Source organism: Bacillus sp. JJ1122 (assembly GCF_036964885.1).
Classification (GTDB): domain Bacteria; phylum Bacillota; class Bacilli; order Bacillales; family Cytobacillaceae; genus Mesobacillus.
On record NZ_JBALQL010000012.1, the window covers coordinates 21543 to 46231 of the forward strand.

Annotated in this window: 21 protein-coding genes; 4 read left to right on the top strand and 17 right to left on the bottom strand. The window is 40.3% G+C overall.

Translation table 11 applies throughout. The annotated features are described in order from the left end of the window. Window positions 1-134: 134 nt before the first annotated feature. Window positions 135-743 (bottom strand): branched-chain amino acid aminotransferase, encoded by a 609-nt coding sequence (locus V7201_RS07470; RefSeq protein WP_335376171.1) that lies wholly within the window; start codon window positions 741-743, stop codon window positions 135-137. A 206-nt stretch (window positions 744-949) separates the two neighbouring features. Between V7201_RS07470 and V7201_RS07475 the strand changes: the two genes are divergently transcribed. Both V7201_RS07475 and V7201_RS07480 read left to right on the top strand, forming a co-directional pair. Further along, window positions 950-1621 (top strand): CotY/CotZ family spore coat protein, encoded by a 672-nt coding sequence (locus tag V7201_RS07475; protein ID WP_335376172.1) that lies wholly within the window; start codon window positions 950-952, stop codon window positions 1619-1621. 302 nt (window positions 1622-1923) lie between these two features. After that, the gene (locus V7201_RS07480; RefSeq protein WP_335376173.1) at window positions 1924-2766 is read left to right on the top strand and encodes a CsxC family protein; all 843 of its coding nucleotides are present in this window, start codon (window positions 1924-1926) and stop codon (window positions 2764-2766) included. A gap of 41 nt (window positions 2767-2807) precedes the next feature. Here the strand turns inward: V7201_RS07480 and V7201_RS07485 are convergent, their stop codons facing one another. From V7201_RS07485 to V7201_RS07495, 3 genes are all read right to left on the bottom strand, one after another. After that, entirely contained in the window at window positions 2808-3911 is a 1104-nt protein-coding gene (locus V7201_RS07485; protein WP_335376174.1) for a hypothetical protein, read from the bottom strand. 204 nt (window positions 3912-4115) lie between these two features. Further along, window positions 4116-4889: a CsxC family protein gene (locus V7201_RS07490; RefSeq protein ID WP_335376175.1), complete on the bottom strand. Its 774-nt coding sequence runs from the start codon at window positions 4887-4889 to the stop codon at window positions 4116-4118. A gap of 315 nt (window positions 4890-5204) precedes the next feature. Beyond that, window positions 5205-5990, bottom strand: coding sequence for a CsxC family protein (locus tag V7201_RS07495; protein WP_335376176.1), 786 nt, complete (start codon window positions 5988-5990; stop codon window positions 5205-5207). Window positions 5991-6174: 184 nt separating this feature from the next. Here V7201_RS07495 and V7201_RS07500 point away from each other — a divergent pair, with 184 nt between their 5' ends. Beyond that, window positions 6175-7365 (top strand): ParM/StbA family protein, encoded by a 1191-nt coding sequence (locus tag V7201_RS07500; protein WP_335376177.1) that lies wholly within the window; start codon window positions 6175-6177, stop codon window positions 7363-7365. Between the two features lie 5 nt (window positions 7366-7370). Further along, the gene (locus V7201_RS07505) at window positions 7371-7745 is read left to right on the top strand and encodes a hypothetical protein (RefSeq protein ID WP_335376178.1); all 375 of its coding nucleotides are present in this window, start codon (window positions 7371-7373) and stop codon (window positions 7743-7745) included. An 82-nt stretch (window positions 7746-7827) separates the two neighbouring features. On the opposite strand, the gene V7201_RS07510 is transcribed toward V7201_RS07505, so the two are convergent. From V7201_RS07510 to V7201_RS07570, 13 genes are all read right to left on the bottom strand, one after another. Continuing rightward, a complete protein-coding gene (locus V7201_RS07510) occupies window positions 7828-8487 on the bottom strand; it encodes a hypothetical protein (RefSeq protein WP_335376179.1) in 660 nt (219 codons plus the stop codon). 190 nt (window positions 8488-8677) lie between these two features. Then, window positions 8678-9604: a glutaminase A gene (glsA, locus tag V7201_RS07515; protein ID WP_335376180.1), complete on the bottom strand. Its 927-nt coding sequence runs from the start codon at window positions 9602-9604 to the stop codon at window positions 8678-8680. A 116-nt stretch (window positions 9605-9720) separates the two neighbouring features. Further along, on the bottom strand, window positions 9721-11397 hold the full coding sequence (locus V7201_RS07520) for an ABC1 kinase family protein (protein WP_335376181.1): 1677 nt from the start codon (window positions 11395-11397) through the stop codon (window positions 9721-9723). 14 nt (window positions 11398-11411) lie between these two features. Next, the gene (locus tag V7201_RS07525; RefSeq protein ID WP_335376182.1) at window positions 11412-11795 is read right to left on the bottom strand and encodes a phasin family protein; all 384 of its coding nucleotides are present in this window, start codon (window positions 11793-11795) and stop codon (window positions 11412-11414) included. Between the two features lie 186 nt (window positions 11796-11981). Further along, a complete protein-coding gene (locus tag V7201_RS07530; protein ID WP_335376183.1) occupies window positions 11982-13253 on the bottom strand; it encodes a LysM peptidoglycan-binding domain-containing protein in 1272 nt (423 codons plus the stop codon). Between the two features lie 251 nt (window positions 13254-13504). Then, on the bottom strand, window positions 13505-16081 hold the full coding sequence (locus V7201_RS07535; protein WP_335376184.1) for a DEAD/DEAH box helicase: 2577 nt from the start codon (window positions 16079-16081) through the stop codon (window positions 13505-13507). Between the two features lie 260 nt (window positions 16082-16341). Beyond that, window positions 16342-16722, bottom strand: a complete 381-nt coding sequence (locus V7201_RS07540) for a hypothetical protein (RefSeq protein WP_335376185.1) — start codon at window positions 16720-16722, stop codon at window positions 16342-16344. Between the two features lie 232 nt (window positions 16723-16954). Further along, window positions 16955-17254, bottom strand: a complete 300-nt coding sequence (locus V7201_RS07545; protein ID WP_335376186.1) for a hypothetical protein — start codon at window positions 17252-17254, stop codon at window positions 16955-16957. A 373-nt stretch (window positions 17255-17627) separates the two neighbouring features. Then, a complete protein-coding gene (gene ppdK / locus V7201_RS07550) occupies window positions 17628-20300 on the bottom strand; it encodes a pyruvate, phosphate dikinase (RefSeq protein ID WP_335376187.1) in 2673 nt (890 codons plus the stop codon). Beyond that, window positions 20300-21118, bottom strand: coding sequence for a pyruvate, water dikinase regulatory protein (locus V7201_RS07555; RefSeq protein WP_335376188.1), 819 nt, complete (start codon window positions 21116-21118; stop codon window positions 20300-20302). The genes ppdK and V7201_RS07555 overlap by 1 nt, the downstream gene beginning before the upstream one ends. A gap of 14 nt (window positions 21119-21132) precedes the next feature. Further along, window positions 21133-21780 carry a helix-turn-helix transcriptional regulator gene (locus tag V7201_RS07560; protein WP_335376201.1) on the bottom strand — a complete coding sequence of 216 codons (648 nt, stop codon included), beginning with the start codon at window positions 21778-21780 and terminating at the stop codon, window positions 21133-21135. Between the two features lie 232 nt (window positions 21781-22012). Then, window positions 22013-22774: an exodeoxyribonuclease III gene (locus V7201_RS07565; RefSeq protein WP_335376189.1), complete on the bottom strand. Its 762-nt coding sequence runs from the start codon at window positions 22772-22774 to the stop codon at window positions 22013-22015. A gap of 418 nt (window positions 22775-23192) precedes the next feature. Next, window positions 23193-24602 (bottom strand): PLP-dependent aminotransferase family protein, encoded by a 1410-nt coding sequence (locus V7201_RS07570; protein ID WP_335376190.1) that lies wholly within the window; start codon window positions 24600-24602, stop codon window positions 23193-23195. Window positions 24603-24689 lie beyond the last annotated feature (87 nt).

A 24689-nucleotide genomic window follows, 5' to 3' on the forward strand; every position in this document is an offset into this window, starting at 1 on the left:
TTGTGAAATAAGTAATAGTTCACCGTTCAGTTTTTGAAACCCTTCTGATTGGAGTAATGATCAACTAGAAAAAACAGTAGACAAACTTAATTTCCCATGTTTGTCTACTGTCTGAAACGCCATTCGGTTTTTATTTATTTCTTGGCTTCAATCCATTCAGCAAGACTGAATAAGAAACTGTAAATTAAATTGTATGCTTCACTGATTGTCATTTCTTCCTGGTAACCCTCTACACCATTTAGCGCAAAATTAAGACTCCAAATCCCTTCATTGGAATCAAACATTAAATCAAAGCCTTCTTCATTTCCCAGAAGGTTTTCTTTTAAGTAGGATTTGATCACAGGATCATATTTCTTTTGAAGCTTAAGTCCAAGCATGACATCATACGTCCCGAAAACATCATCAGCCTCAAAGCTTACTGCATCAACACCTACTATTTCCCACCACTCTGACTCGGCATACAAAAATTCATTCTTATGCTTTTTGAAATAGGAGATCGGCTGCTTTAAGAAATCCGCGGATTCTTCTCCGAGGAACTCTTCTGTTTCTTTGTCTCCTCTCTCCAGATAAGCACCATTAAATCGGTATTCTGCCGGCAGGACTCTAATGGGATGTTCAACTCCTGCCAAAAGGCCATTTCGGTCAGCATATTCTTTTTCTTCACTATGTATTTCAACGGCATCTTTAGCAGACGCTTCATTGATTTTCTTGGCAAGATATTTCTCCACTTGTTTTTTCAGCATATTCTCTGTACCTCCACTTTCGTTCAACTTCTATCTGAATCAATTTTTATATTGAATGTTTATTAAAGAAATAGCAAATATTCTTTTTCATTTTTCCATATTCGAGAAAGATTTTCCTGCTAAATAGTCACATCCCCATACAAAGCAGTGCTTTTCCCCATATCTTGTTATTATCATCACCACTCTATAAGAAAGGAGATGCTAAAATGAATTCCCATCATGAGCACGATCATGACCACGACTGTGGATGCAAGAAGGAGAAATCGAGGCAAGGACAAAAGAATTTTCAAAAGCACGACGATTGGGATGAACACGACCATCGCGATAAGCACAGAGAACAGGAAAAGGATTTTCATGACTGTGGATGCAAAAAGGACAGAGATACTGAAATGCATTCCCGTAACTGTGTATGTAAAAAAGTCCGGGACATCAATGACGCACAGCATGAAGCGGAACGAAAAAAACATGGCTGCGATGTCAGCTGTGACAGATCAATTAAAGAGTTGCTGAACCAATGTAAGCACTCAGACTTGGATACAATTCCGTTTAAATTATTGTGCGGCTGCAAGGGAGATTGCGAGACATTTGTCGGTACGGGAGTAATAAAAATGGACGGCTGTTTTTTTGATATCCGCTCTACATTTTTCCGTGTTGTCGATTTTGTAAAAGGCTCCGATTGCTGTGCGATTTTGGAATTGTTATGTCCAGAGCGCTGCGAAGGAAAGCATCATGGAATTGAAGGCTTCATCAGAACCGGGGCTTGTTTAGAAGTAGATTTAAAAGATTTTACTGGAATTACCTGCTTCCCTCCTGTGAATGCAAAGAAAATGGACCCAAAAAAGATTTTGTGTACAGACAGCAGGAAGAAGTCAAGATAGGGAAAATCTATTCTGCTTTCCTGGCAGGATTGCATTCCCAATGCTTTCACAATTGACTCCTCCTAATTAGATTGGTTGAGACCCCGCTTAAAGCCAGTGGGGTCTCTTGATTTACCAGTAATCCGCACTTGTCCCGAATTCTCTTAATATGTACACACATAATGTAAAAATATGTGATTGCCCTCTATCATTCGTCTATGCCATTGCCTTTGAACTGGCATATAAAATAGTAAGTCAAAAGAAAGAAACTGAAATATTCTGTTTCTTACTGCTTTTGATTATTAAAAAAAGGAGTGAATAAAATGAAGAGAAATACAGGTTGCAATTCTCAGCATGGCTGCCCGCCACAACTTCAATGTGATGAAGCAAAAACTATTCGGGTAGATTGCGATAGTGATGCCTTTCATCCGTATGGCAATACTCTAAAATTTCCAGTCGCGGATATTCCTGTTGCACTGTCCGAAGTAGAACTTCAAGTAGAAGTAGAATCAGATATCTACTTGCCAACTGCTGCAAAGGAAATCAAACATATGCGCAGGAACGTTTCCCTGACGCAATGCAAAGCGATCCGTTCAGCAATGGATTACAAAAAAGTAAAACTCTATATTTCTGGTGTTGTCCACAAGAATATCCAGTATGTAGAGCAGTGCAGCGGTGTGCTAAAAGATTTCAGTGTAGATGTGCCATTTACCTGCAGCCAGGCAGTTAAGGTCTTTAACTATCCTGATTACGAGCACCTTAGCCAAAAGAACACAGTCTACGAAAGAAGATTCATTGATAATAAAGGCCACGGAGCGGACCGTTGTACTTCTGGAGCATTTACGTATGAATACTACAACGAACCTATCGAGTGCAAACTGCTTGCTTCTTTCGTCAATGATCTAGACCTTTACAAGGATTTCGATAGCTGGGGAAGATTCAGCCGTATTACTGAAAAAATGGAAGTTGGCCTATTCTTTAAATTGCTACAAACGCAACAGGTTAACTTAGAATCTTCATATCCATCTAAAGAATACGAAGAGTCTTCTTCTTCTTCTTCCTCTTCTTCTTCTTCTGCTGCTGCTGAGGCAGGTTATGACATGGAGTCCCAGCCAAAAAGCATGAGGGATAGAATGTCTGAATTGCACAAGCACTATGAAGGCTAATCTAAAAAAGGGTGTCTCTTTTCGCGGCACCCTTTTTTTCTTTATGGTAAAAGTAAACTCTTTAAGTCTACACATTGCTTCTGGTATAAATCTATTTTCATACTTGCTGTACCCTGGACCAATACCTTTTCATGATTAATAAATTGTTCACTCCAAACACAATGTAAATTCGCCAGGTGAAAATGAATCTTCTCTGTCAAACTCTCACAGTATTCTCGATGGTATCCTGAATCCTGCCCACAGGAATCTGTGAACATATATTCTTTGCTGTTTTTCCAGGACAATTCCGGTTGATGACCCCATTCTACCTTGATGATTTTCTTCCATGGTATATGAATTTTTACTGAGTGCATTGCTCCACAATCATCTTTACCTACATAATCAATATCCAAAAGCAAGATACCCTTAGTAAAAAGGTTTGCAGAAGGAAGCAGTACTTCGACATCAATCGAGTGGAGTGAGCAATCTACTTTCGAAACTGAGGCAATTGATCTTGATAATTGGAAGGTGTCGAAAATGTCAATTTCCAAATTAACATTGGCTAAATGTACCGGAACTCTTACTTTTGTACCGGTTATCTCATAATCGATTCCCCTGTATGCCGCTGGAACAAGGTTCATTGATTCTTGCTCTTCTTCGGTATCTAGCTTAGATTGCTCAGACTCATCCTGCTCAGATTCAATCTCTTCAGTATCTTCTCCAGATTCATTACCTGAAGATAACCATTCTTCCGACTCTTCCTCATGGAAGCTTTGTTCATCAAAAGAAGATTCTTCTTCTTCATATGAATCCTCGCTTTCATCCTTTAAATCATCAAGAACTTCTTTTTCCACATTTAATTCAACAAGATCGTTTGATTCTTGATCATCGTCTTCTTGGAGAATCCTTGTCCTTGATGCTGAAGGCTTTTCCTGAATACTTTTAATTGGTGGCGGAGCGAGGATTAAAGGTATTCCGGAAGGTTTTCCTTTTGCCCGTAACCGATTATTATTTTCAGGTTGAATCTTGCCAAGATCATGATCGATTTCTTCAAAAACTTTTTCCATGTCGATTTCACTAACCGGCTGCCTTGCGTTTTGTCCACGATTTGTCCAATTGCCTTGAAGTAGATTCACATCATGAAAGGTTCGATTTCCATTTTGCATGTTCTCTGGAAGGTGCTACATTCAGTGCATCCTTTCCCTAACCTCCCTTCTCCCTTTCTGAAAAGCACTGTTAAAGTTGGCTGTATATTGCCGACCTTAATAGTGCCATAACAACAATTCGCTAAACATTGCCTTAAAAAAATACATAAAGGGGCATATACTATTGAATGCTTAGTATAATGCCCCGCAAATTTTAAATCATTTTTATTCTGACTCGTCAAAGTAATCTGGATCATTTGTTGCAGAAGAAACGCGGATTTGCTGGTTTTGCAGGACTTTGACTGTGAAATCGATAACCATTTTTTCTTCGATCTTCTGGAAAAACCCTTCATCGATCGGTGATGTTGTCGGAAGCGGCTGACGGTCAATTGCCTCATCCCATTCAATGATTTGGCTGGATACCAGTTCACAGAAAGGCAATTCATTATAGTGCTGCGTGCTTTCTTGGTGGAACTGAGATAAATCGCTTGTCAGCAATTCGTCTTTTTCAGGGAATCCAGTAGGCAATGGTTTTGATACAAAGAAATCAAATTCCTTGCGATTGTTCACTTGAGGCATTACTGGCTTTGACAGGAAGTGTTTGATTTCAGCAATTACCTGGAATGGAATATCTACTGTAAAAGAGTGCAGGTCAGAAGCTACAGACGATGATGAAGAAGCTTGAATATCCTGGCTAGGGCTTGCATACTGGATATTTTTCCTGACAAATCCTTTAATGAATAATTTATTTGTCGGTAGCAGCAGTCTGCATTGAGTTAATTTAATTCTCTTCTTAATATCCTTGATTTCCAATACCGGCTCTGGAAAATTGATGATCGTATCCAGATTCACTTGAAGAGTTAACTCCGCTAGCACCACCGGAACTTTCGTAACAATTTTCCCAAGGCTAACATGTGGATGATGATGGTGAGGCTTGCAATCAAAGTGATCTTTTGATGGCGCACACTCGTAATCAGGCTTTTTATTTTTATCTAACATACATGGCTCCTCCTTAAACTCCTGAGAGTGAAGATGTTCTATCCTATGCACTTTGAATTTTTGGGTCTAGGCATTAGCCCGTAGGCATAAGCGGAATTTAGGGTGAATACCCATTAGATTCCCTTTAATCCTTACACTGTACATGCTTCGATTCATCCTCAAAAAATTTTTAAGTTTTTTTTTGCTTCTATTGTCATTATCAAATCCATTTTGAATTGCATATAAAATCATAAGCATACAAAAAAGCATGCCGTTTTCAGCTTTGAAATCGGCATGCTTTATAGAAATCTTATTTACTTATCGAACTACTACGACTTATAGAGCTTGAATCCTTACTTGCTGTTTTTGCAGTACTTTAATTGTGAAATCCAACATAGACTTCTCAACGATTGTTTCGAATGTTCCTTCCTCAAATGGACCATTACCTGGCAATGGATAGCGGTCAATTGCTTCATCCCACTGAACAATCCGGCTGGAAATCAGCTCACAAAATGGAAGCTGATTGTAGAACTGTTCACTCACTTGATGGAATTGGGATAGGTCGCTGGAAAGCAATTGATCTTTTTCAGGGAACCCGTGGCCCAGATTTTGAGCTCTAAAGAAATCGAATTCGTTCCGTGTATTGAGATCTGGAATGATTGGATTTGTAAAGAATTGGTCTGGTTGAATATTTGTTACACACTCAAATGGTACATCTACAGTCAGGGAGCGCATCTCTGATGCTACGCAGTCACTCTTGGCAGTTGGGCAAGGTGTTGCATACTGAATATTCTTACGGATGAAACCTTTAATGAACAGCGGAACAGGTCTAGTTAATAATCCAGTTGCAGCATCAACAGTGTTTCCACCTAATAAAAGTCTGCACTGGACAATTTTCACCCGCTTTTTAATATCCTTGATTTCAAGTACAGGATCTGGGAAGTGAATATTGGCAACCAGATTGCTAGTTACACGAATTTCCGCTAGTGTAATAGGCAATTGCACAATTGTTGGTCCTGCGTCTACCAATGGTGGGTTAACAGTAACATTCTCACATTGCTCCATAGACGCTGATTTATTTATGTTGACACAACCATGAGAACCTTTATGATTATTAGTCATTCTTTAATTCCTCCTTGTAATTTCTTGTACAGTTTATCCTATTCTTCTAAGTCTTTTTGGCATAGATGAATGTAGCGGTGCAAACGCGGATTTTTAAAAGAATTGAAGAATTAGGCACCTTTTAATTGGGTACGTGCACAGATGCCCATGCCATATGCATAGTATTCAAAAGGAGGAGGATAAAATGAACAAATATAATTACTTTGCAGTTGATATAGGCAACAGCTGGTATAAAGTTTTGGCCTCTGATCAAGGGGAACTGTCAGAATACCAGCTGCCAAACGCCATCGCCCTATATGATGATGAATTTTATGAAAAGCCCTATGACGAGGAAGATATAGACCTTGAGGAAAACTTGATTGCAGAGATAAAAAGCCCAGCAATCATTAACAAGAGAGAAGTTTTTTATGCAGGAAAAGCTGCTGCCAAGCAAAGAAACGTCAGCTTGACATCAAGCAACAACCAAAAAGCAGATGAAGATCGCACATATGTCCTTCTTTTTGCAGCAGCAGCCTACCACGCTTCATTAATTAATCCCGAAGACATTGAAATAAATTATTCAATTGATCAATTAGCCGTATCTCTGCCAACTACACAGTATAAGGAAAAGAAAGATTTATTGAAGCAAAGGTTAATAGGCAGCCATACAGTTATACTCCATAAGGTCCCAGGCATTCCTGAGCCTAAGGAATTGACTGTAAAGCTTCAAATCAAGGATGTCATCGTTGGTGCGGAAGGAGCCTGTGCTTATTTAGGCTTAATTCGGGATATCGACACATTGGCCATCAAGGATGATAATCTGGTAAAGGATTCACGAAAAGGAATCATCATTGGTGACCTTGGCGGTGACTCTGTTGATTTTGTAGGCATCAAGAATAATAAGCCGGTCGCTTCTGTTGAGGGAGACCATTTTGGAATCAATTTATTCCTGGATACAATCATTAAAAAGGTCAGCAAAAATGAATTATACACTTTTGATTCAAGGTCTGAACTTGAAGAGAAATTATACGCAGGACAGTCAGAATGGTATGTAGAACCTTTCGCCGGGGTCAGAAAAGATATTAGCAAATACGTGATTCCTCAATTAAAGATCATGGCTATCAAATATCTTGAACATTTTGACCGTGCCAGAAGCAGTTCCAGTGAGATCAAAGGTGCATCCCGTTATATCGCAGTAGGCGGAGCTGCCAAGCTTGCCAAAAAACAAATTCAGGAAGCTGCAGTAAGATGGTCAGAAAAAGGCCGTCCAATCGACCTGACTTTTCCTGAAAACCTGGAAAAATTGAATGTCTTCGGCCTCATGATTTTAGCCAAAATGAACCAACTTAAAAAACAACATGAGAATACCGAGGAATTAATTTCCGTTGAAGGATGATCGGTATGTCAAACACTTATACGGATTACCACAATAAGATCGCGATAACTGTCCCTGAACGATATATTGATGTTAAAACTGGCGAGTCATACAGTGTCTCACCAAAAGTCATTGAACAAGTAGAATACCATGCAGATAACAGCACATTGAACCATCTTATTATGTCGGCTCTTCATCAGTATCTCACTCCTAAACCTATTTTAAATGGGGGTTCTGCTGAAATACTGCGGCAGCTTGCAGATATCAGAGCAATACTCGAAAATGGTGTATACCAAATTCATCCTTCTGCTCAGCCAAAGTATCGAAAAGATCAAACTGCCGCTGCTAAGCTTCTCGACATGAAAGAAATTGAAGATATCCTAGATGCATTCGGCGGGTAACTAAATTAAAACAATCAAGGACGGTACATTTGTACGCGTCCTTCATTTTGCCTATAGTATCATACAAACAATCAAGTGATTATTACTTTTTTTGAAGCAAACGAAAAATGAGGGAAAGAAGTTTTGGATAGTTTTTTTCGAAGAATTCATGGTCTGTGGCAACGGCTTTTTTGTTATAAAACTCAATGATTTTTATAGCCGTATCTCTTTTTTGGTTTACAGGGATATGAAAAAAGTCAATGACAGGTGAATAAGTTCCATCTCCGGCAGGGAGCAAATATCCAAAAATCAGATCTCCTTCACGAGGCAGGTGGTAAATCTCATTATAAACCGCTACAAGTTTCTCTTTCATTTGAAAAACATCAGTAACGACAAGAACCCTTTCTCCAGCAATTTCTTCAACATAGTAGAATCCAGGCATCGTATACTTCCATTCACTGATGATTCTATGCACCTTCGGCCTTCTTCGGCTTTTATATTCCGGTGATTCAAGATAATGCTGAAAAATAGTCTTGTTGCTATTACGTACACGGTGACATAGGGTCGCCCACGAAATAAAATGAGGAATCATCATGGATGATAAGTCATCATCTTGATGCTTTTCTTCTATAAAATCATCTATCAAATCTAGCAAATATTCTCCGTAATACTGATCCGCATAATAAAAAAGCTCTCCAAGTTCGTCAAAAACCACATCCTTTAATTTTTCTTGCATCGAAATAACATTTTTCTCATTGAACATTAATTTTCTCCTTTCAATTACTTAGTGTCACCTCCATATCGTAGCACAGAATTTTAAACTGATATGAGTAATTTTTTGTCTGAATTTTTACATATATAAATCGCTTTAAGATCGAACCTACTGAACGAAATTCCCAATGACCCGAGTTAATGAATAAACATTATCGTCAAAGTTTACCAAATGAATCTTATCAAAACATACTCATATTATACTTAGCAGACATTATTTCCAAAAGCTTGGTTCCGCCTATACTGTTCCCTTTTTCATCTAATGCCGGCCCGAAAATTCCTATGCCAAACCGATTTGGTACAGAACCCATGATTCCTCCTGAAACACCGCTTTTTGCCGGAATACCCACTCTCACTGCAAACTCACCCGAAGCATTGTACATTCCGCATGTCACCATGAATGTTTTACAAAGCCTTGCTACAGAAGCAGGAATCAATCTGAGATTTGTCATCGGCTCCACTCCATCCATTGCTAATACACATCCGATTCGTGCCAGGTCCAGGCAATCCATTTCAATTGCGCATTGCTTCGTATATACTCTTAGCAATTCCTCAATATCTTCATCAATTACTCCATGCTGTTTCATAAAATAGCAAAGCGCCCTGTTTAAATCAGAAGTTCTATATTCTGATTCGGCAACTTCTTCTGAATACCCGATTGTAGAGTTACCTGCGAGCTGTTGAATAAATGTAAGGATTCTTTCAAAACGTTCTTCTTCATTTTTTCCTTTAATCATATGCGTAACGGCCAGTGCCCCAGCATTAATCATCGGGTTCAATGGTTTGGACGGGCTAAATTCCAATTTAACAATTGAATTGAATGGGTCACCGGTCGGTTCATAGCCTACTTTACTAAAAACCGCTTCCTCCCCGTAGTCCATTAATGCAAGCGCAAGGGTAAGCACCTTTGAAACACTTTGAAGGGTAAGCTTCTGTTGTACATCCCCAGCAGAAACGCATGTTCCATCATCATGAAAAATAGCTACAGAAAGTTCTTCAGGATGCGCCTTCGCCAATGCCGGTATATAGTCAGCCACTTTTCCCTTCCCAGTATACTTTTTTGCCTCCTGAACAAGTTCATTCAATTCTTTTGTCGTTCTGCATGGCATGAAATATCCCTCCCTGATTTATCTCATTTAACAGTTAATCCTGCACAAATATTATTACCATTTTAGCCAAGAAAAAAAGACGATGTATCAACATCGCCTTTTTCATGCAGTTACAACTAAAACCTGCCAGATTTTAATATGGAATAAATGATCCATAGGAACATCATAAATGCGATGAAAAATCCAATCTCAATCGCCGGCACGCTAGTCAGCATGGTATTATTCCCAAAGGTTGCCCCCACGATCAGACCAAGAACAACAATGCTAAATGCAAGAAGTGTTAAACTGAATGAAACCTGGTTACTGATTCGATCGAATTTATGAAGGATCCTGTTGATTTCAGAAAGACTGATTTCAAATTTTAAATCTCCCTTGGACGTCTGGTCTAGAACATCCTCCATTTTTTTAGGGATATTGGTTAAAGTATCTGTAAAATCGTCAGCCTTGTTCCATAGCCTTTTGCCCATTTTTAACGGGTCATAACGTTCTCTCATGAGTTGTTCGCCATATGGCTTGGCGAGCGCAATCATATCCAGCTCAGGGTCCATTTCAGAAATGATCCCTTCAATTGTAACAAGTGCCTTCCCCATCATCGTCATTTCCTTAGGCAAAATGATGCGATGTTCCTGAGCAGCTGAAAAAAGCTCCTTGACGGTCAATCCTAAACTCAGGCCCTCTTTAGGAGAGTGATCAACCATTTTTCTGATCGCTTCCACATCATCATAAAAGTGCCTTTCATTTATATCTGAAGGAACGTACGCCATCCTGAAAATCGCCTTTACAATTTGATGAGTATCCTCCTGCATAATGCCCATCATCATAGAAGATGAATCATACCTCATGCTTGCGGAAAGCCTTCCCACTTGTCCAAAATCGATGAATACCAGCTGTTGGTTTTCAGGGATATAGAGAATATTTCCAGGGTGAGGATCTCCATGGAAAAAGCCTTCTCTTAATATTTGGGTAATAAAGGCACTTACCAGTAAATCTGCAATCTTCCGCTTTTCATCTATGGTGGCAGCCATTGGGTGCAGTTCATTCAGCTTTATACCATCTATCTTCTCCATCGTAAGGATTTGGTCGGTCGAATAATCATGGAATATCTCCGGAACTTTGATAGATTCACATTCTTCGAATTGCCTCTGAATAATGTCGGTATTACGAGCTTCTTCAGAGTAATCGAGTTCTCTGCGGATCGACTCAGAAAGTTCTTCTACCATCTCGGTTAAATTGTAATATTCAGCCCAGTCATATCGCTGTTCAATTAGTTTTGAAAGATCCATAAGAATTTCGAGGTCTGTATACACAACCTGCCTGATGCCTGGACGCTGTATTTTGACCATGACCGTTTCACCTGATGGCAGGGCTGCTTCATGAACCTGACCAATTGAAGCTGCAGCAATACATTCTTCATTAAATGTTTGAAAAACTTGGTCCACTGGACGACCAAATTCCTGATGGATTTTCGCTTTTATTTCTTCTACAGGAACAGGCGGAACCTGATCCTGCAGCATTTCTAATTCCTTAACAATTTCAGCTGGAAGCAGGTCGCTCCTTATACTGAGCAGCTGGCCAAGTTTTATGAATGCCGGTCCTAATTCCTCCAGCATGCATCTGATTCGGTACCCTGCTTCCTTCGTATTTCCATGCTTCACTTCAGCAACGATCCTGTCTTTTAAGGAAAGAACCTGAAACAGCCCTACCTCTTCCAAAACATAACCAAATCCATACTTTACTAATATTAATGCTATTTCTCTATATCTATTCAACCTTCTCAAACGCTCTGTCAACATTCCGTCACCTGCTATTATTTCACGTCTTTTGAAAAGCCAGGAGGAATATTTTCTATCCCTTGATCCGTCTGATCCAAATCCGTATTTGAATTATTGTTTCGCAGCTGTTTCAACTCCTGCTGAAGCAATACAAGCTGTGCCTGGACTATATCTAATTCTTCCCTGGTCACAAAACCAAGTTCGCTCAGCTGACTTTTTGACATTTCCCTGAATTCCTTATCCCACTCCTCGCTTTTAGTTTCTCCTTTTCTGAATAAATCATCAAATATGGTATCTGCCTCTGTTTGTGTCATGCTGCCTTTTTCGATCAGCTTCATAAAAGTATCATCAAGCTTTTCTTTTCCTGCAACTGCCGCTCCTAAACCTAGCAGAAATCCGCTTTTTATAAAACCATTCATGAAAAGATCCTCCTTTTATATAAAACTATTTCCATACCTTTACCCCAAAAGGGTGGCGTAATCACCCTATAAAATAAAAAAACACCCGCTTTAACTTAAAAGCAGATGTTGCCTTCATTCATCTGAACCCTTTGTTCAGGCTGAAAATTTTATATATTTATCTCTATCCACTTCTCGAAGAAAACCTCATGTTCCAGCTTTCAGGATATCGAACTTCTCCAGATATGCCCAGTTTTGTGGAGCAGGCAAACTCATTTGCCAGTAAGTCGTTCCAAATAATTGATAGAGGTCAATTTGTCTGTATTTTTCTATATAACTTCTAATATCTTCAAACCATACGATATGTTCTTCTGTCCCTTTCCAGTATCTGAACCATGGAGATTTTGCCGCCTGGTCGAATTGAATGATCGAGCCAGTTGTTATAGCGAGATTTTGCGCCTGAAGTCCCGAAAGAGATTTGGTCTGGTTCGTCCCTACAACCTTATCATTCCCATACAGCGCAAGTGCAATTTGAAGTTTGTCAGCAGGAATCAAACTCAGAGAGTACCGGATGACTAGCGCTAACCACCATAAAGGGGTTATCGGATCTGGCGGGCCACCAGGATACCCATAATCGATCGTCATTACTGCAACCACATCAGCTATTTCTCCGATTGCTTTATAATCATAGGCTCCGATAATTGGGTTCGTTGGAATGTCCTCTGTCTTAGCATGGACATTCACATGTAAAATCAGAGTTTCCATTGCGACTTTCAATTCACGTAGAAATAGGTTGAAATCCTCCCTTTGTGGCGGAGGAACGAACTCCAGATCAATACTTATACCGCCAAAACCTCTCTGATTTGCCAGGTTGACAAGACTTGCTATCAAGTTTTTCCTATACACAGGATTGCCTAGAACTGTACCGGCAAGCTCTTTGCTGAAACCATCAGGTGTTGTATTTTGAAGTACTAACATAGGGATGACATTCTTTTCCTTACTCTTCGTTACATATGCTGAATCATCTATTATCGCAAAAGCATAACCTTCATTTGTAAAGGTATAGTTAACGATCGCAAGGAAAGTCAGCTTTGTAGCTAATGCATCAAACCAGCTAAGGAAGGATGGAAGAGAACTCGGTACAATGAAGCCAAGTGTAGCCATCTGTGGTTTTATTGGTGAAGGAATATTTATATTTTGTCCAATATACATTCGGTTCGGATCAAGACCAGGATTTGCATTCATAATGCTAATGACCGTTGTACTGAATTGAATGGATAGCTTCCATAAAGTATCGCCAGATTTGATTTTATAGAATCGGGTAATCGGCTGAAGATCAGGAATATAAAGGGCTAGACCAGGAACAATTAAATTTGCGGAAGGCAGCCCGTTCACATTTACGATGTTTTGGATTGTCACTCCATAGGTTTTAGCGATGGACCAAAGATTTTCTCCTGCTTTTACTACATGTACAGCCATCTGATCACACCTTTATAATGGTCTCTATAATCATCATATGGTGATCAAGATTGTATTTATTACAAATTTGGCGGAGCACTTATCATTTACTTTGCTAATTTATAACGTTAGGTACAAAACAAAACACTGAAAAATGAAAAATCCAGGAATTACTTCCCGTAAAAAGCTTTTACAGAATGAATCGAACCCAGATTTCTGCAACAATACACAAAAAACAGGGTCCTTATTTAAGGGACCCTGAGTAACGCTAATTATCTCCATCGATCTCGTCCATCTGAACGATTCCTGAACCTTGCAGAATGGCAGCCATCGCATATTTGATAAGGAGATTCTACATGGATTCCCTTACCACAGTGCCTGCACTTCTTTTTATAGTTTTTGACCTCTGTCTTAAGAAATTCGTGGACATCATCACTTAACCCAGTACGAAGCCTTTCCCAGTAAACAGCTTCCGTTTTGCGGCCAAGTTTATATAAAAACAATAGATGTAAACCGATTGCTTTATAGGAAAGCTCTAGCTCCTCAAGGCTTGCTGTTTTAATAACGGGTTCTGGAAGCTCTGTCCCAGCTACGATTGCCTTGATTGTTTCCAGCCATTGTTCAATAAGAGCAGGCTCTTTTGATGAGAAGGGCAAGTGTAGGAAACCATACAAATCCATCATCGGCAGTCGTGCTTCAATTTCAGTGTCTCTGACATATTCATACAGTTCCCGTTCTTCTGAAAGTGAAGCCTTTTTTGTTCCTTTTGGACTTTCAAATTGGTCCCAAAGCTCAAAGAAAACACCAAGAGAACGGTAATACTTTTGGAACCTTTCAAAGATGCCTGATGTCGGTGCAATTGAAAATATCGCAACAGGATCATCCTCTTTTTCAAGAAGCTTTGCCATTATATTGATATCCGAGGTGAATGCGACTTTTCCAACATTATAGATCCCTTTTCTGCCAGCCCGACCTGCAATTTGCTTCACTTCCTGTGAGGTAAGCCGCCTTCTCCTAGTTCCATCGAATTTCTCGTTTTCTAAAAAAACGATTCTCCTTATTGGCAGGTTGAGCCCCATACCAATCGCATCAGTGGCCACAACTACCGTCGTTTCACCTTTAATAAAACGGTCCATTTGTTTCTTTCTCGTCTCTGGTGGCATGCTGCCATAAATCATGCTTACCTGTCGACCACTATTTTGCAATTTCGATGCGTTCTCCAGTACTTGCCTACGTGAAAAACATACTAGCGCATCACCTTTTTTCGTATAGTTGAGGCTGAACTCCTTGTTCTCCACTTGAAGGGGAATGTCTCGTGTATATTCATAAATTTCCATTAAATTATCTTCCAGAAGATCCATCATTATGCTTTTAATATTCTTGCTTCCAATGATATGAACTTCTTCCGCATTGGCTTTAGTAATCGCTTTATACCAGGAAAATCCACGGTCCTTATCGGCAATCATCTGAGATTCATCGATCACCACAACATGATAAAAATCCTTTTCGTGAAACATTTCAACGGTGCAGGAAATATGTGCAGCTCCCTCGACAGGCTTCTCTTCTTCACCAGTTTTCAGAGAGCATGGAACTCCTTCTGTGTTCAGTTTTTCATACACCTCAAGAGCCAAAAGCCTAAGTGGGGCCAAATATAACCCGCTTTTTGCTTCTTTCATTCTTTCAAGTGCGTGATGCGTCTTCCCTGTGTTGGTTTCCCCGATATGAAGGATATACCGGACATTCCTCCGAAGTGAAGGATTGTATTCCCGTGCGAAAATATCTTCAAGCATTCTTGCTTCTTCTTCTTTTTTCCGCTTTCGTTCAGCCTCTTCTTCTTCTTTCCTGCGTTCCCTAGCTTCAAGGTCCCTCTCATAAATCTCACGATGGATCTGTTCATCATAAGGAGTTTCTGCTAAACCTAAAAGATCACTAATGTATTCCTCATGCAGTTTATAAAGATAGCCATCTGTATATGCTAGCAACATATCGCGGATAATCCTTTTTAACTCTTCCTTTGAAAGCTTATCATCTACCGTTTTCTCATAAGCACTAATTATATTTGCTGGAAGACTTAGCAGTACTTGTTCAGAGCCAATATCCTCAAAATACTTAATTACCTTTTTTTCAAAGTAAAATTCGTACGTTTCATATTCAAAATAATGTCTTCCCCAATGGGTGGTCTGATGGATCTGGCCGGTCAATTCATCGAAGAAATCTGCTAAAACGCTGTAATCATCTGGTTGAAATGAACCCTCTTCTGTCAATTTCTCTTCAAGCATAAATGTATCGATATCCTTGTACTTAGGATTTTCTTTGAAAATATGGAATAAATCTTTTGCAATATGGTACCTGATCTTTAGGTAAGAGATTTCCTGATACTTTTCCAGTGTAACTCTGGCATTCTGACTAATTTTCTCACGGATAAGTGCCTTTTCCTCAAGGAGCTGTTCTTCTGCTTCTTTTTTCAAAAATTTTTTTCTGGCTTTTTCGTGCAATACTTCCCATGTTTGATTGTCGAAAGCAGACTCGATCCAGGTAAAAACATTAAAAGGATTGTAGTCCCTCATCTCATTTCTGAAAAGCTTATTGATCAGCTTGCGGTCAACACCCTCGACAACAAACCCTCTCTCACTTAAAAAAGCTTTCTTATCGCGCTTCGAGAAGTCATTCGTTGACTTAGTAAGCCAGACATTCAGCCAAATTTGGTTGATATAAGTTTTTCTTTTCTCAGAATACTCATTAAATGATGGAGGATATTCATGCTCACCAAGAAATTTCTCAACATCTTCCTTTACCTTGTTTTTTGTATGTTCAACTGACTGCTGATAAATAGTATCGATTTGATTCATATGTAAGCCCCTTGATTGGATAGAATTAATAATTTGTTGTGTGCTCATAATGATAACTTACCGTAATTAATTGGTTTATTGGTTTATTGAAAAGGTACATTTAAAGTATCATGCTCAAAAATCATGAAACCATCATTTCCTTCTTAGTACAATGCAATGTTTCCCAAAGATCCGCAAAAAAAGAGGCCGCACAAATTATTGTGCGATCCCCTTGATTTCCATTATTCACTGAGTTAAAGGATATGCCTGAATAATTGTGCTTATGCGTTCTTTACCTTCAACATTTTTACGACCCGATTTAATACTTTCTTATCCTCTTTCGTTACGCTCTTCGGCTTAATCGGTGAAACAGGCTTAATTTTTTCTGTATTTTCCAAGCAAAGAATTTCAAGATAAAATGCTGTACTTTCCCGATTTCCATTTAAATATCCCTTGAGGATTTTCATTTTATCCGAAGTTCCAGTAAAATCACTCTTGTAATCCCATTCGATTTCATTTGCATATTTAGAATCCATTCTTTCTTTTAAAGCCAGTGCTTCTGAAACAGCATCCTGCGGCGTTGTGAAATATGACTGGGTTCTCCTTAATCCCTTTTTCGTATTGCCATCGCCCGCTTTTGCCTGATAAAGTTTAACGATCATTTCCCTCATCCTTTCTGGTTTTGGTCTCACGCCTTCTCATGGTTAGTCGTTACACCAGAAGACCTAAGGATTTCATTCATATACATAGTATACCCTTTTTTCCACCGTTTACCTATTATTAAGGTGATTAGTTAAATACAAGATGTTTCTTGCATTTTTTTCCTGGAGCGGTATTTTTCTATCTCCACCTAGTAATTTATGCTCTTTGATTTTTTCCTATGACATATTTCTTTCAGTGCGTATTATTTTGGAACCAATAAGATTGGTGACCTGCTTTTCTCTGACAACTTTTTTGACCTGTTTTTCTCTGTCCCCGTTTTTTTGGGCGCCAATCGGGTTCATGGGTGACCTGTTTTTCTCTGTCCCCGCTTTTTTGGCGCCAATCGGCTTCATGGGTGACCTGTTTTTCTCTGTCCCCGCTTTTTTGGGTGCCAATCGGATTTATTGATGACCCGGTTCTGTTTATTTTATTTTTACTTTTTGCCTCTTTTAATTTGGCTCTTAACGTGACCTTTGTTGCTTTCTCAACCAAATTAAACCCTCCACTTGGATTTTCACAAGTTTTAATGTGAATTTTGAGAAGCCTCCTCGAAAAGAGCCCTTACAAATGCGGAACACGTACTTGTTCAAAAAGCAACAATCCATGCTAAAACAACATTAAATTAAGTGGTTTTTTAAACCGGGATCTATATTTATTGTAGCTGAGGGCACTCACTCCTTCAAAAAAACAGGGAACTTGAGCTTTTCGTTTCTCTAACATGCCGATAACGAGTACCTTCAGCCGATATCAACCGACTCCTTTCAATAACAAGAAAGGGTGTCCCAAGATACTTTTTGGGACACCCTCATTTTGAAATACAGGAAAAGAAAACTATATCTTTAAAAGTAGCGCTATTCACTGGTTTTTATTTTGTTGATACTGCAACCTTCTCTGTGCTTTGCCCATGACGGATTGTAGCTTGTGCTGCTGCTAGACGGGCTAGAGGCACACGATATGGAGAGCAGCTGACATAGTCAAGTCCAGCGTTGTAACAAAATTCAATTGAACTTTTTTCGCCGCCGTGCTCACCACAGATTCCTGTCTTAAGGCCTGGTTTTGTTTGACGGCCAAGATTTACCCCGGTTTCAACTAATTTGCCGACTCCTTCACGGTCGAGCACCGCAAATGGATTTTCAGGAAGGACTTTTTGTTCGATGTATGCCTGAAGGAATTTTCCTTCTGCATCATCACGGCTGTAACCAAACGTTGTCTGCGTTAAATCATTTGTTCCGAAGGAGAAGAAATCTGCCTCTTCAGCAATTTGGTCAGCAGTCAATGCAGCTCGTGGAATTTCAATCATCGTACCAACTGTATATTCAAAATTCTTTCCTGTTTCTTCTTTAATACTTTGAGCTGCTGCATTAACCAGCTCACGCATTTCCTTAAGTTCATTTACATGGCCTACGAGTGGAATCATGATCTCCGGCTGGATTTCAATGCCCTTATCAGCTAACTTCGCTACTGCGTAAAAGATTGCCCTTGCCTGCATTTCATAGATTTCCGGATGGATCATACCAAGTCGGCAGCCGCGGTGGCCAAGCATCGGATTGAATTCATCCAATTGACGGACTTTCTTTAACAATGCTTCCTTTTCCTTCAGCTCTTTAGACTGCGGATCAAGGATTTGCAGCCTGGTAATCTCAACGATAAGTTCTTCTTTATCAGGCAAGAACTCATGAAGAGGCGGATCAAGCAATCGAATTGTCACGGGCAGTCCCTGCATAACTTCAAGGATACCTTCAAAATCTTCTTGTTGCATTGGCAGAAGCTCATCCAAGGCTTTAGTTCTCTCTTCATAATTTTCGGCAAGGATCATTTTCTGGACAATCGGCACCCTAGTTGGATCCATGAACATATGTTCAGTACGGCATAATCCAATTCCCCCCGCTCCAAATTCAAGCGCCTTTGCTGCATCTTCTGGATTATCCGCATTTGCACGGACACCAATCTTGCGTTCATCATCCGCCCATGAAAGAAGAAGCTGGAATTCATCAGAAAGTTCAGGTTCAATCATTGGAATCTCACCAAGCATGATTTCTCCGGTCCCACCATCGATCGTGATGATATCGCCGTGGTTAACGACAACTTCCCCAACACGGAATTGCTTTTCATGAAGGTCGATCTTCATGGCTTCACATCCACAGATACATGCCTTCCCCATACCGCGGGCAACAACAGCGGCATGGCTGGTCATGCCGCCACGGCTTGTAACCACTGCCTGGGCGGCAATGATTCCGTGGATATCATCAGGAGTTGTCTCCGGACGAACTAATATGACCTTCTGGCCATCATTTGATAGAAGCTCAGCTTCGTCCGCATCGAATACGACCTTTCCAGTAGCTGCACCAGGTGAAGCAGGCAACCCTTTTGCGAGCTGTTTCCGTTCAAAGTTTTCATCAATCCTGCGGTGCAGAAGCTGGTCAAGCTGTTCTGGATCAACGCGAAGCAGCGCAGCCTTTTTATCAATAATGCCTTCTTCAACAAGCTCTGCAGCAATACGGATTGCTGCCTGTGCAGTTCTTTTTCCAGTACGGGTCTGAAGAATGAATAATTCACCTCGCTCTACTGTGAATTCAATATCCTGCATATCTGCATAATGCTGTTCAAGGCGTTTGCAAGTATCTACAAACTGCTGATAAACCGCAGGCATTTCATCCTTTAATGTCTGGATCGGCTGTGGAGTACGGATACCCGCAACAACATCCTCTCCTTGTGCATTGATTAAGTACTCACCATACAGAATATGTTCACCAGTAGATGGGTCCCTTGTAAATGCAACTCCTGTTCCGGAATCGTCACCCATGTTACCAAAAACCATACTCTGGATATTTACTGCTGTTCCTAAATGAGAAGGGATCTTGTTCAGTCGGCGGTAAACAATCGCTCGCTGATTGTTCCATGAATCAAATACTGCATTGATTGAAAGGAATAATTGCTCTTTTGGATCCTGTGGGAAAGGCTTTCTGGTATGCTTTGTCACGATATTTTTATAGCCTTGGATTACTTCCTTCCAGTCTTCTGCCGTCATTTCAGGATCCGAACTATAGCCTTTAGCTTCCCTGGTCTCCTCTAGCAGACGTTCAAAGAAAAATACATCAACATCCAGCACAACATCACTGAACATCTGGATGAAGCGGCGGTATGAATCATATGCAAAACGAGGATTGTTTGTAAGCTTAGCCATTCCCTCAACCGTTTCATCATTCATTCCCAGGTTAAGGATGGTATCCATCATGCCTGGCATTGAAAATACCGCACCTGAGCGCACGGACACAAGCAGAGGATTTTGCGGATTGCCTAATTTCTTGCCTGTTTTCTCTTCAAGTTCTCTTAGTGCCTCAAGCACTTGAGCCTGGACTTCAGCTGTAATTGTTTTACCTGCATCATAATAAGCATTACAGGCTTCAGTGGAAATCGTGAACCCGAAAGGGACTGGAAGCCCGATTCGAGTCATTTCTGCCAGGTTAGCACCCTTGCCTCCAAGAATTTCTTTCATGCCGCTGTTGCCTTCATTAAAGAGATAAACGAATTTAGACATCAAGTAAAACTCCTCTCACTTTTTAGAATATCGAGAATTAAACCGGCTGTTTCTTCAATTGCCTTATTTGACACGTTGATAACCGGGCAGCCTACACGCTTCATGATTTTTTCTGCGTAATCCAATTCCTCAAGAATGCGTTCGTAGCTCGCGTAATTAGCCCTGGAGCCTAATCCTAGTGCTTTCAGCCTCTCTGTCCTGATTTCGTTTAATTTGTCAGGCGAGATGATCAAACCTACACATTTACTTCTGGGGACCTGGAAAAGTTCATCAGGAGGCTTTACTTCAGGTACAATTGGTACATTGGCCACCTTGAACCGTTTATGTGCAAGGTACATGGAAAGCGGGGTTTTCGATGTACGGGAAACGCCGACCAAAACGATATCAGCTCTTAGAATTCCTCGCGGGTCCCTTCCGTCATCATATTTAACCGCGAATTCAATCGCTTCTATCCTGCGGAAATAGTCATCATCTAGCTTTCTCATCATACCCGGGCGATGGTTTGGCTCTTTGTTGAACTTTTTTTCGAAGGCATTCATAAGTGGATTTAACAAGTCGACAGCATAAATGCCCTCTTCTTCTGCCCTTTTATCAAGATAGGCTTTCAAGGCCGGAACGACAATGGTGTATGCAATGATGGAGTGCCCTTGTTTTGCGACCATGATGACATCCTCAATGTCCTCTTCGTCCTCAACGTACGAATTCCGCCGAATATCAACCTGGCCCCCATTGAATTGTGTGGCCACAGCCTTTACTACAAATTCTGCTGTTTCTCCGACAGAATCGGAAACTACATAGACAACTTCCTTCATATCCAAAACGCGCTCACTTCCTAGACAGATTTTTGCTCTACTATTTCTAAGTAAATCTTTGTAACCGTGGTTTTTGTAATCCGTCCGATGACTTCATATGTATCTGGTTTTTCTTTGAGTTCACGGACGACAGGGAGTGAATCAATTCGGTTCAGGACAAGCTTCTTTGCTGCCTGGAGCATTGTCTCCTCCGGCTTCACAGTAATGATATTTGGCATTCTTGTCATGATTACGCTTACAGGAAGATCCTCCAGGTTCTTGTTTCCGATAGCCGCCCTCAGCAAATCCTTCCTTGAAATAACTCCTGCCAGGCATCCTTCTGAATCCACCGCGTAAAGCGTACCTACATCCTCAAGGAACATCTGGACAATAGCATCATAGACTGAGGCTGACTTTTGCACGACAATCGGGTGCCCTTTATAATCATTGACCTTCAGATCAAGAAAGGCTGTACCGTTAAATTGTTTCTCTTTATCTTTGTTAAAAAAATAGCCCACTCTCGGCCTGGCCTCTAAGCTGCCAGCCATTGTCAAAATGGCAAGATCAGGCCTTAGCGTAGCCCGAGTCAACTTCAGCTTTTCTGCTATCTGTTCCCCTGTAATTGGGCCATCTTCCTTGACGATTTGAACGATTTCTTCCTGCCGTTTTGTTAGTTTAATAGAACTCACCACCAACTTACCTCCAATAATAATGATGTTACATTATCAAGGAATTTTTAAATGTGTTATCCTTATTAATTTATAGTATATAACATTTAATGAAAAATCAAAAGAAAAGGTTTTATTTATTCTCGAATTCTTTTAAAATAAGCAATTTATCATGTATTAAATAAGCCATACTTTTGGTCTCAATCTCTATAAATACAAAAAACACCCCTGGTTAAAAAGCCAGGGGATAAAATTATTCCTTTATATTCAATTCAAGCGTAACTGGACAATGGTCGCTTCCCATAACAAAACATTCAACACCGGCATCTATGATTTCAGGGACAAGCCTTTCGGAAATAATGAAGTAGTCTATACGCCAGCCAATATTCCGTTCCCTTACCTTGTTCATATATGACCACCATGTATATACTCCTTCAGTTTCAGGATATAAATGGCGGAACGAATCAACAAAACCACCGTTCAGCAACTGCGTCATCTTCCCTCGTTCTTCGTCCGTAAAACCCGAATTCCCGCGGTTGGGCTTAGGATTTTTCAGATCTATTTCATTGTGCGCCACATTCAAATCTCCGCACAGGATGACAGATTTATTATCGTCCAATTCCATAAGGTATTCCCGGAGTTTGTCTTCCCAAGCCAATCGGTAGCCAAGACGGGCAAGATCACGCTGTGAATTTGGTGTGTAGACATTCACAAGGAAAAACTGCTCAAATTCAAGTGTGATCGCTCGACCTTCGCAATCATATTCAGCAGACCCGATTCCGTATCTGACCGCTATAGGCTTTTTCTTTGTAAAAATAGCTGTACCGGAATAACCTTTTTTCTCTGCGTAGTTCCAAAACTGATGATATCCCTTTAACTCGAGATCAATCTGGCCCTCTTGAAGTTTCGTTTCCTGGATACAAAAAAGGTCAGCATCTGCTTCTTTAAAATAATCTAAAAACCCTTTACCCGAACAGGCGCGGATTCCATTCACATTCCATGATACTAATTTCATATTCTCTCTGTTCCCCTCAGTTAGTGTTTTCTTTTGCCGTTCAGATTCTTAACAGAGCCCAGTGTTGTTGCAATAAAGATATCATTTAAAGTATTAGCTCTGTTAAACAAGGCTGTTGATTTTCGTTCCAGTCCCTTCGCTTTCCGCAGGCTGGCGCTGAGCCTGCAGGACACTGAATATCTTCTCGAATCTGCCCACGCACGATGGAAATGCGTTAGTATTTTCGGAGGAGTCTTCGCGCCTGGAACGAAGGTCAACAGGTTAAAAAAAACGATATTGTGCATTAACTCAGCCAAAGTATTAAATAAATGATTCTATATCAACACTAGCTTTATTCTTTTATGAAGCCTTTAAATTTTACTTGTATCACTTACCTTGAATCATACTTACCTACAAGTCTCGACTTTCCCCTTTTATTTTAGCAGTCTTCGATAATTGATTCTAATATACCGATTCCTTTTACAATATCAGCTACAGGAGCATTTGCGAATGACAGCCTGAAATGCTGGAGATTCTTTGTGGCATAAATTCTTCCCGGATTTATGAGGACCCCTTTTGCAAAAGCTTTCCTATATAAGTCTGCTAACGATATTTCAGGATTCATTTTTATCCAGATGAAGAACCCGCCTTTAGGGGCATCCCAATCCGCATACCGTCCTAAATGAGTTTCTACAGCAGCAAGCACCGCATCTCTCCGCTCTCTTAACTGCTTTCTCACGTTTACTAAATGTAGGTCATATTTTCCGCTTGATAGCCACTCTGCAGCAATTTTTTGTGAAAGGGAACTTGAGCCGTAATCCGTTTGCATCTTCAAGTCAGCCAGCCTGTCAATAACTCCCTGAGGCCCTGCAATCCATCCAATCCTTAAACCGGGATTAAGACTCTTAGACAAACTTCCAATATATAAGACATTTCCGTGTTTGTCATATGACTTGATTGGCGGCGGCGGCGGTGAATCAAGCCATAGATCACCATATACATCATCCTCAATGATCGGAAGCTGAACTTTTTCCGCGACTTGGATCAGTTCTTGTCTCCTGGCATCTCCCATTAAAGCACCGGTCGGATTATGGAAAGTCGGATGGCAGTATAGTACGGATTTCCTATGATCCCTCGATGCTTCAATCAAATGAGGCACTACCCCATCTTGGTCCATGGGGATTCCCTGCAACTTCATGCCAGCAGATTGGAAGGTCGATAATGAATAAATATAGGAAGGATTTTCGAGAAATATAGTTGATTCCTTCTGCAATAATCCTATTGATATGAGGTGCAATGCCTGCAATGCACCTGATACAACAAGAATAGAGGATGGCGGCGCTTCGATACCTTTTGGTTTCAGGTAATTGCTTATCGCTTCCCTGAGAGCAGGATTTCCTTTTGGATCTTCATAACCGAAAGGCATAAGTTCCTTGCCAACCTTCGAGATCACTTCCTTCATTTCTTCAAGCGGAAAAAGATCTTTTGAAAGCTCACCCTTGCTCAGCTGAATCATGCTCTCATCCGATTCAGCAAGATTAATAGCCTGAACAGTGCCCAAGCTTGCTTGATGGGAACCAAAATGGACCTGTTCATTCCAGTTCACAGGGACATTTGAACGCATGAGAGACCAGGTATTGTTTACTACTATTGTTCCTGCTCCAAGCTTCCCTTCAACCAACCCTTCAGCAGTAAGTTCATCAAGCGCCGTAACAACCGTGCTTCTGTTTACTGCAAATTGCTTAGCAAGTTCACGCTGGCTGGGAAGCTTGCTGCCAACCGGCCAAGTTCCATTCATTATTTGGTCTTTTATAAAGTTGATAATCATTTGATATTTTGGTGCTTTCATATAAAGGCTCCGTTCATTTTTTAAAAAATTGGTTGGTTTTTATATTTCCTGATTGGTTGGATACATTTTACCAAGACCCGTTTATAT

Coding starts and splice junctions, on each gene's coding strand:
- V7201_RS07470 (WP_335376171.1), bottom strand. CDS start 743: ATGCTGAAAAAACAAGTGGAGAAATATCTTGCCAAGAAAATCAATGAA.
- V7201_RS07475 (WP_335376172.1), top strand. CDS start 950: ATGAATTCCCATCATGAGCACGATCATGACCACGACTGTGGATGCAAG.
- V7201_RS07480 (WP_335376173.1), top strand. CDS start 1,924: ATGAAGAGAAATACAGGTTGCAATTCTCAGCATGGCTGCCCGCCACAA.
- V7201_RS07485 (WP_335376174.1), bottom strand. CDS start 3,911: ATGCAAAATGGAAATCGAACCTTTCATGATGTGAATCTACTTCAAGGC.
- V7201_RS07490 (WP_335376175.1), bottom strand. CDS start 4,889: ATGTTAGATAAAAATAAAAAGCCTGATTACGAGTGTGCGCCATCAAAA.
- V7201_RS07495 (WP_335376176.1), bottom strand. CDS start 5,990: ATGACTAATAATCATAAAGGTTCTCATGGTTGTGTCAACATAAATAAA.
- V7201_RS07500 (WP_335376177.1), top strand. CDS start 6,175: ATGAACAAATATAATTACTTTGCAGTTGATATAGGCAACAGCTGGTAT.
- V7201_RS07505 (WP_335376178.1), top strand. CDS start 7,371: ATGTCAAACACTTATACGGATTACCACAATAAGATCGCGATAACTGTC.
- V7201_RS07510 (WP_335376179.1), bottom strand. CDS start 8,487: ATGTTCAATGAGAAAAATGTTATTTCGATGCAAGAAAAATTAAAGGAT.
- glsA (WP_335376180.1), bottom strand. CDS start 9,604: ATGCCATGCAGAACGACAAAAGAATTGAATGAACTTGTTCAGGAGGCA.
- V7201_RS07520 (WP_335376181.1), bottom strand. CDS start 11,397: ATGTTGACAGAGCGTTTGAGAAGGTTGAATAGATATAGAGAAATAGCA.
- V7201_RS07525 (WP_335376182.1), bottom strand. CDS start 11,795: ATGAATGGTTTTATAAAAAGCGGATTTCTGCTAGGTTTAGGAGCGGCA.
- V7201_RS07530 (WP_335376183.1), bottom strand. CDS start 13,253: ATGGCTGTACATGTAGTAAAAGCAGGAGAAAATCTTTGGTCCATCGCT.
- V7201_RS07535 (WP_335376184.1), bottom strand. CDS start 16,081: ATGAATCAAATCGATACTATTTATCAGCAGTCAGTTGAACATACAAAA.
- V7201_RS07540 (WP_335376185.1), bottom strand. CDS start 16,722: ATGATCGTTAAACTTTATCAGGCAAAAGCGGGCGATGGCAATACGAAA.
- ppdK (WP_335376187.1), bottom strand. CDS start 20,300: ATGTCTAAATTCGTTTATCTCTTTAATGAAGGCAACAGCGGCATGAAA.
- V7201_RS07565 (WP_335376189.1), bottom strand. CDS start 22,774: ATGAAATTAGTATCATGGAATGTGAATGGAATCCGCGCCTGTTCGGGT.
- V7201_RS07570 (WP_335376190.1), bottom strand. CDS start 24,602: ATGAAAGCACCAAAATATCAAATGATTATCAACTTTATAAAAGACCAA.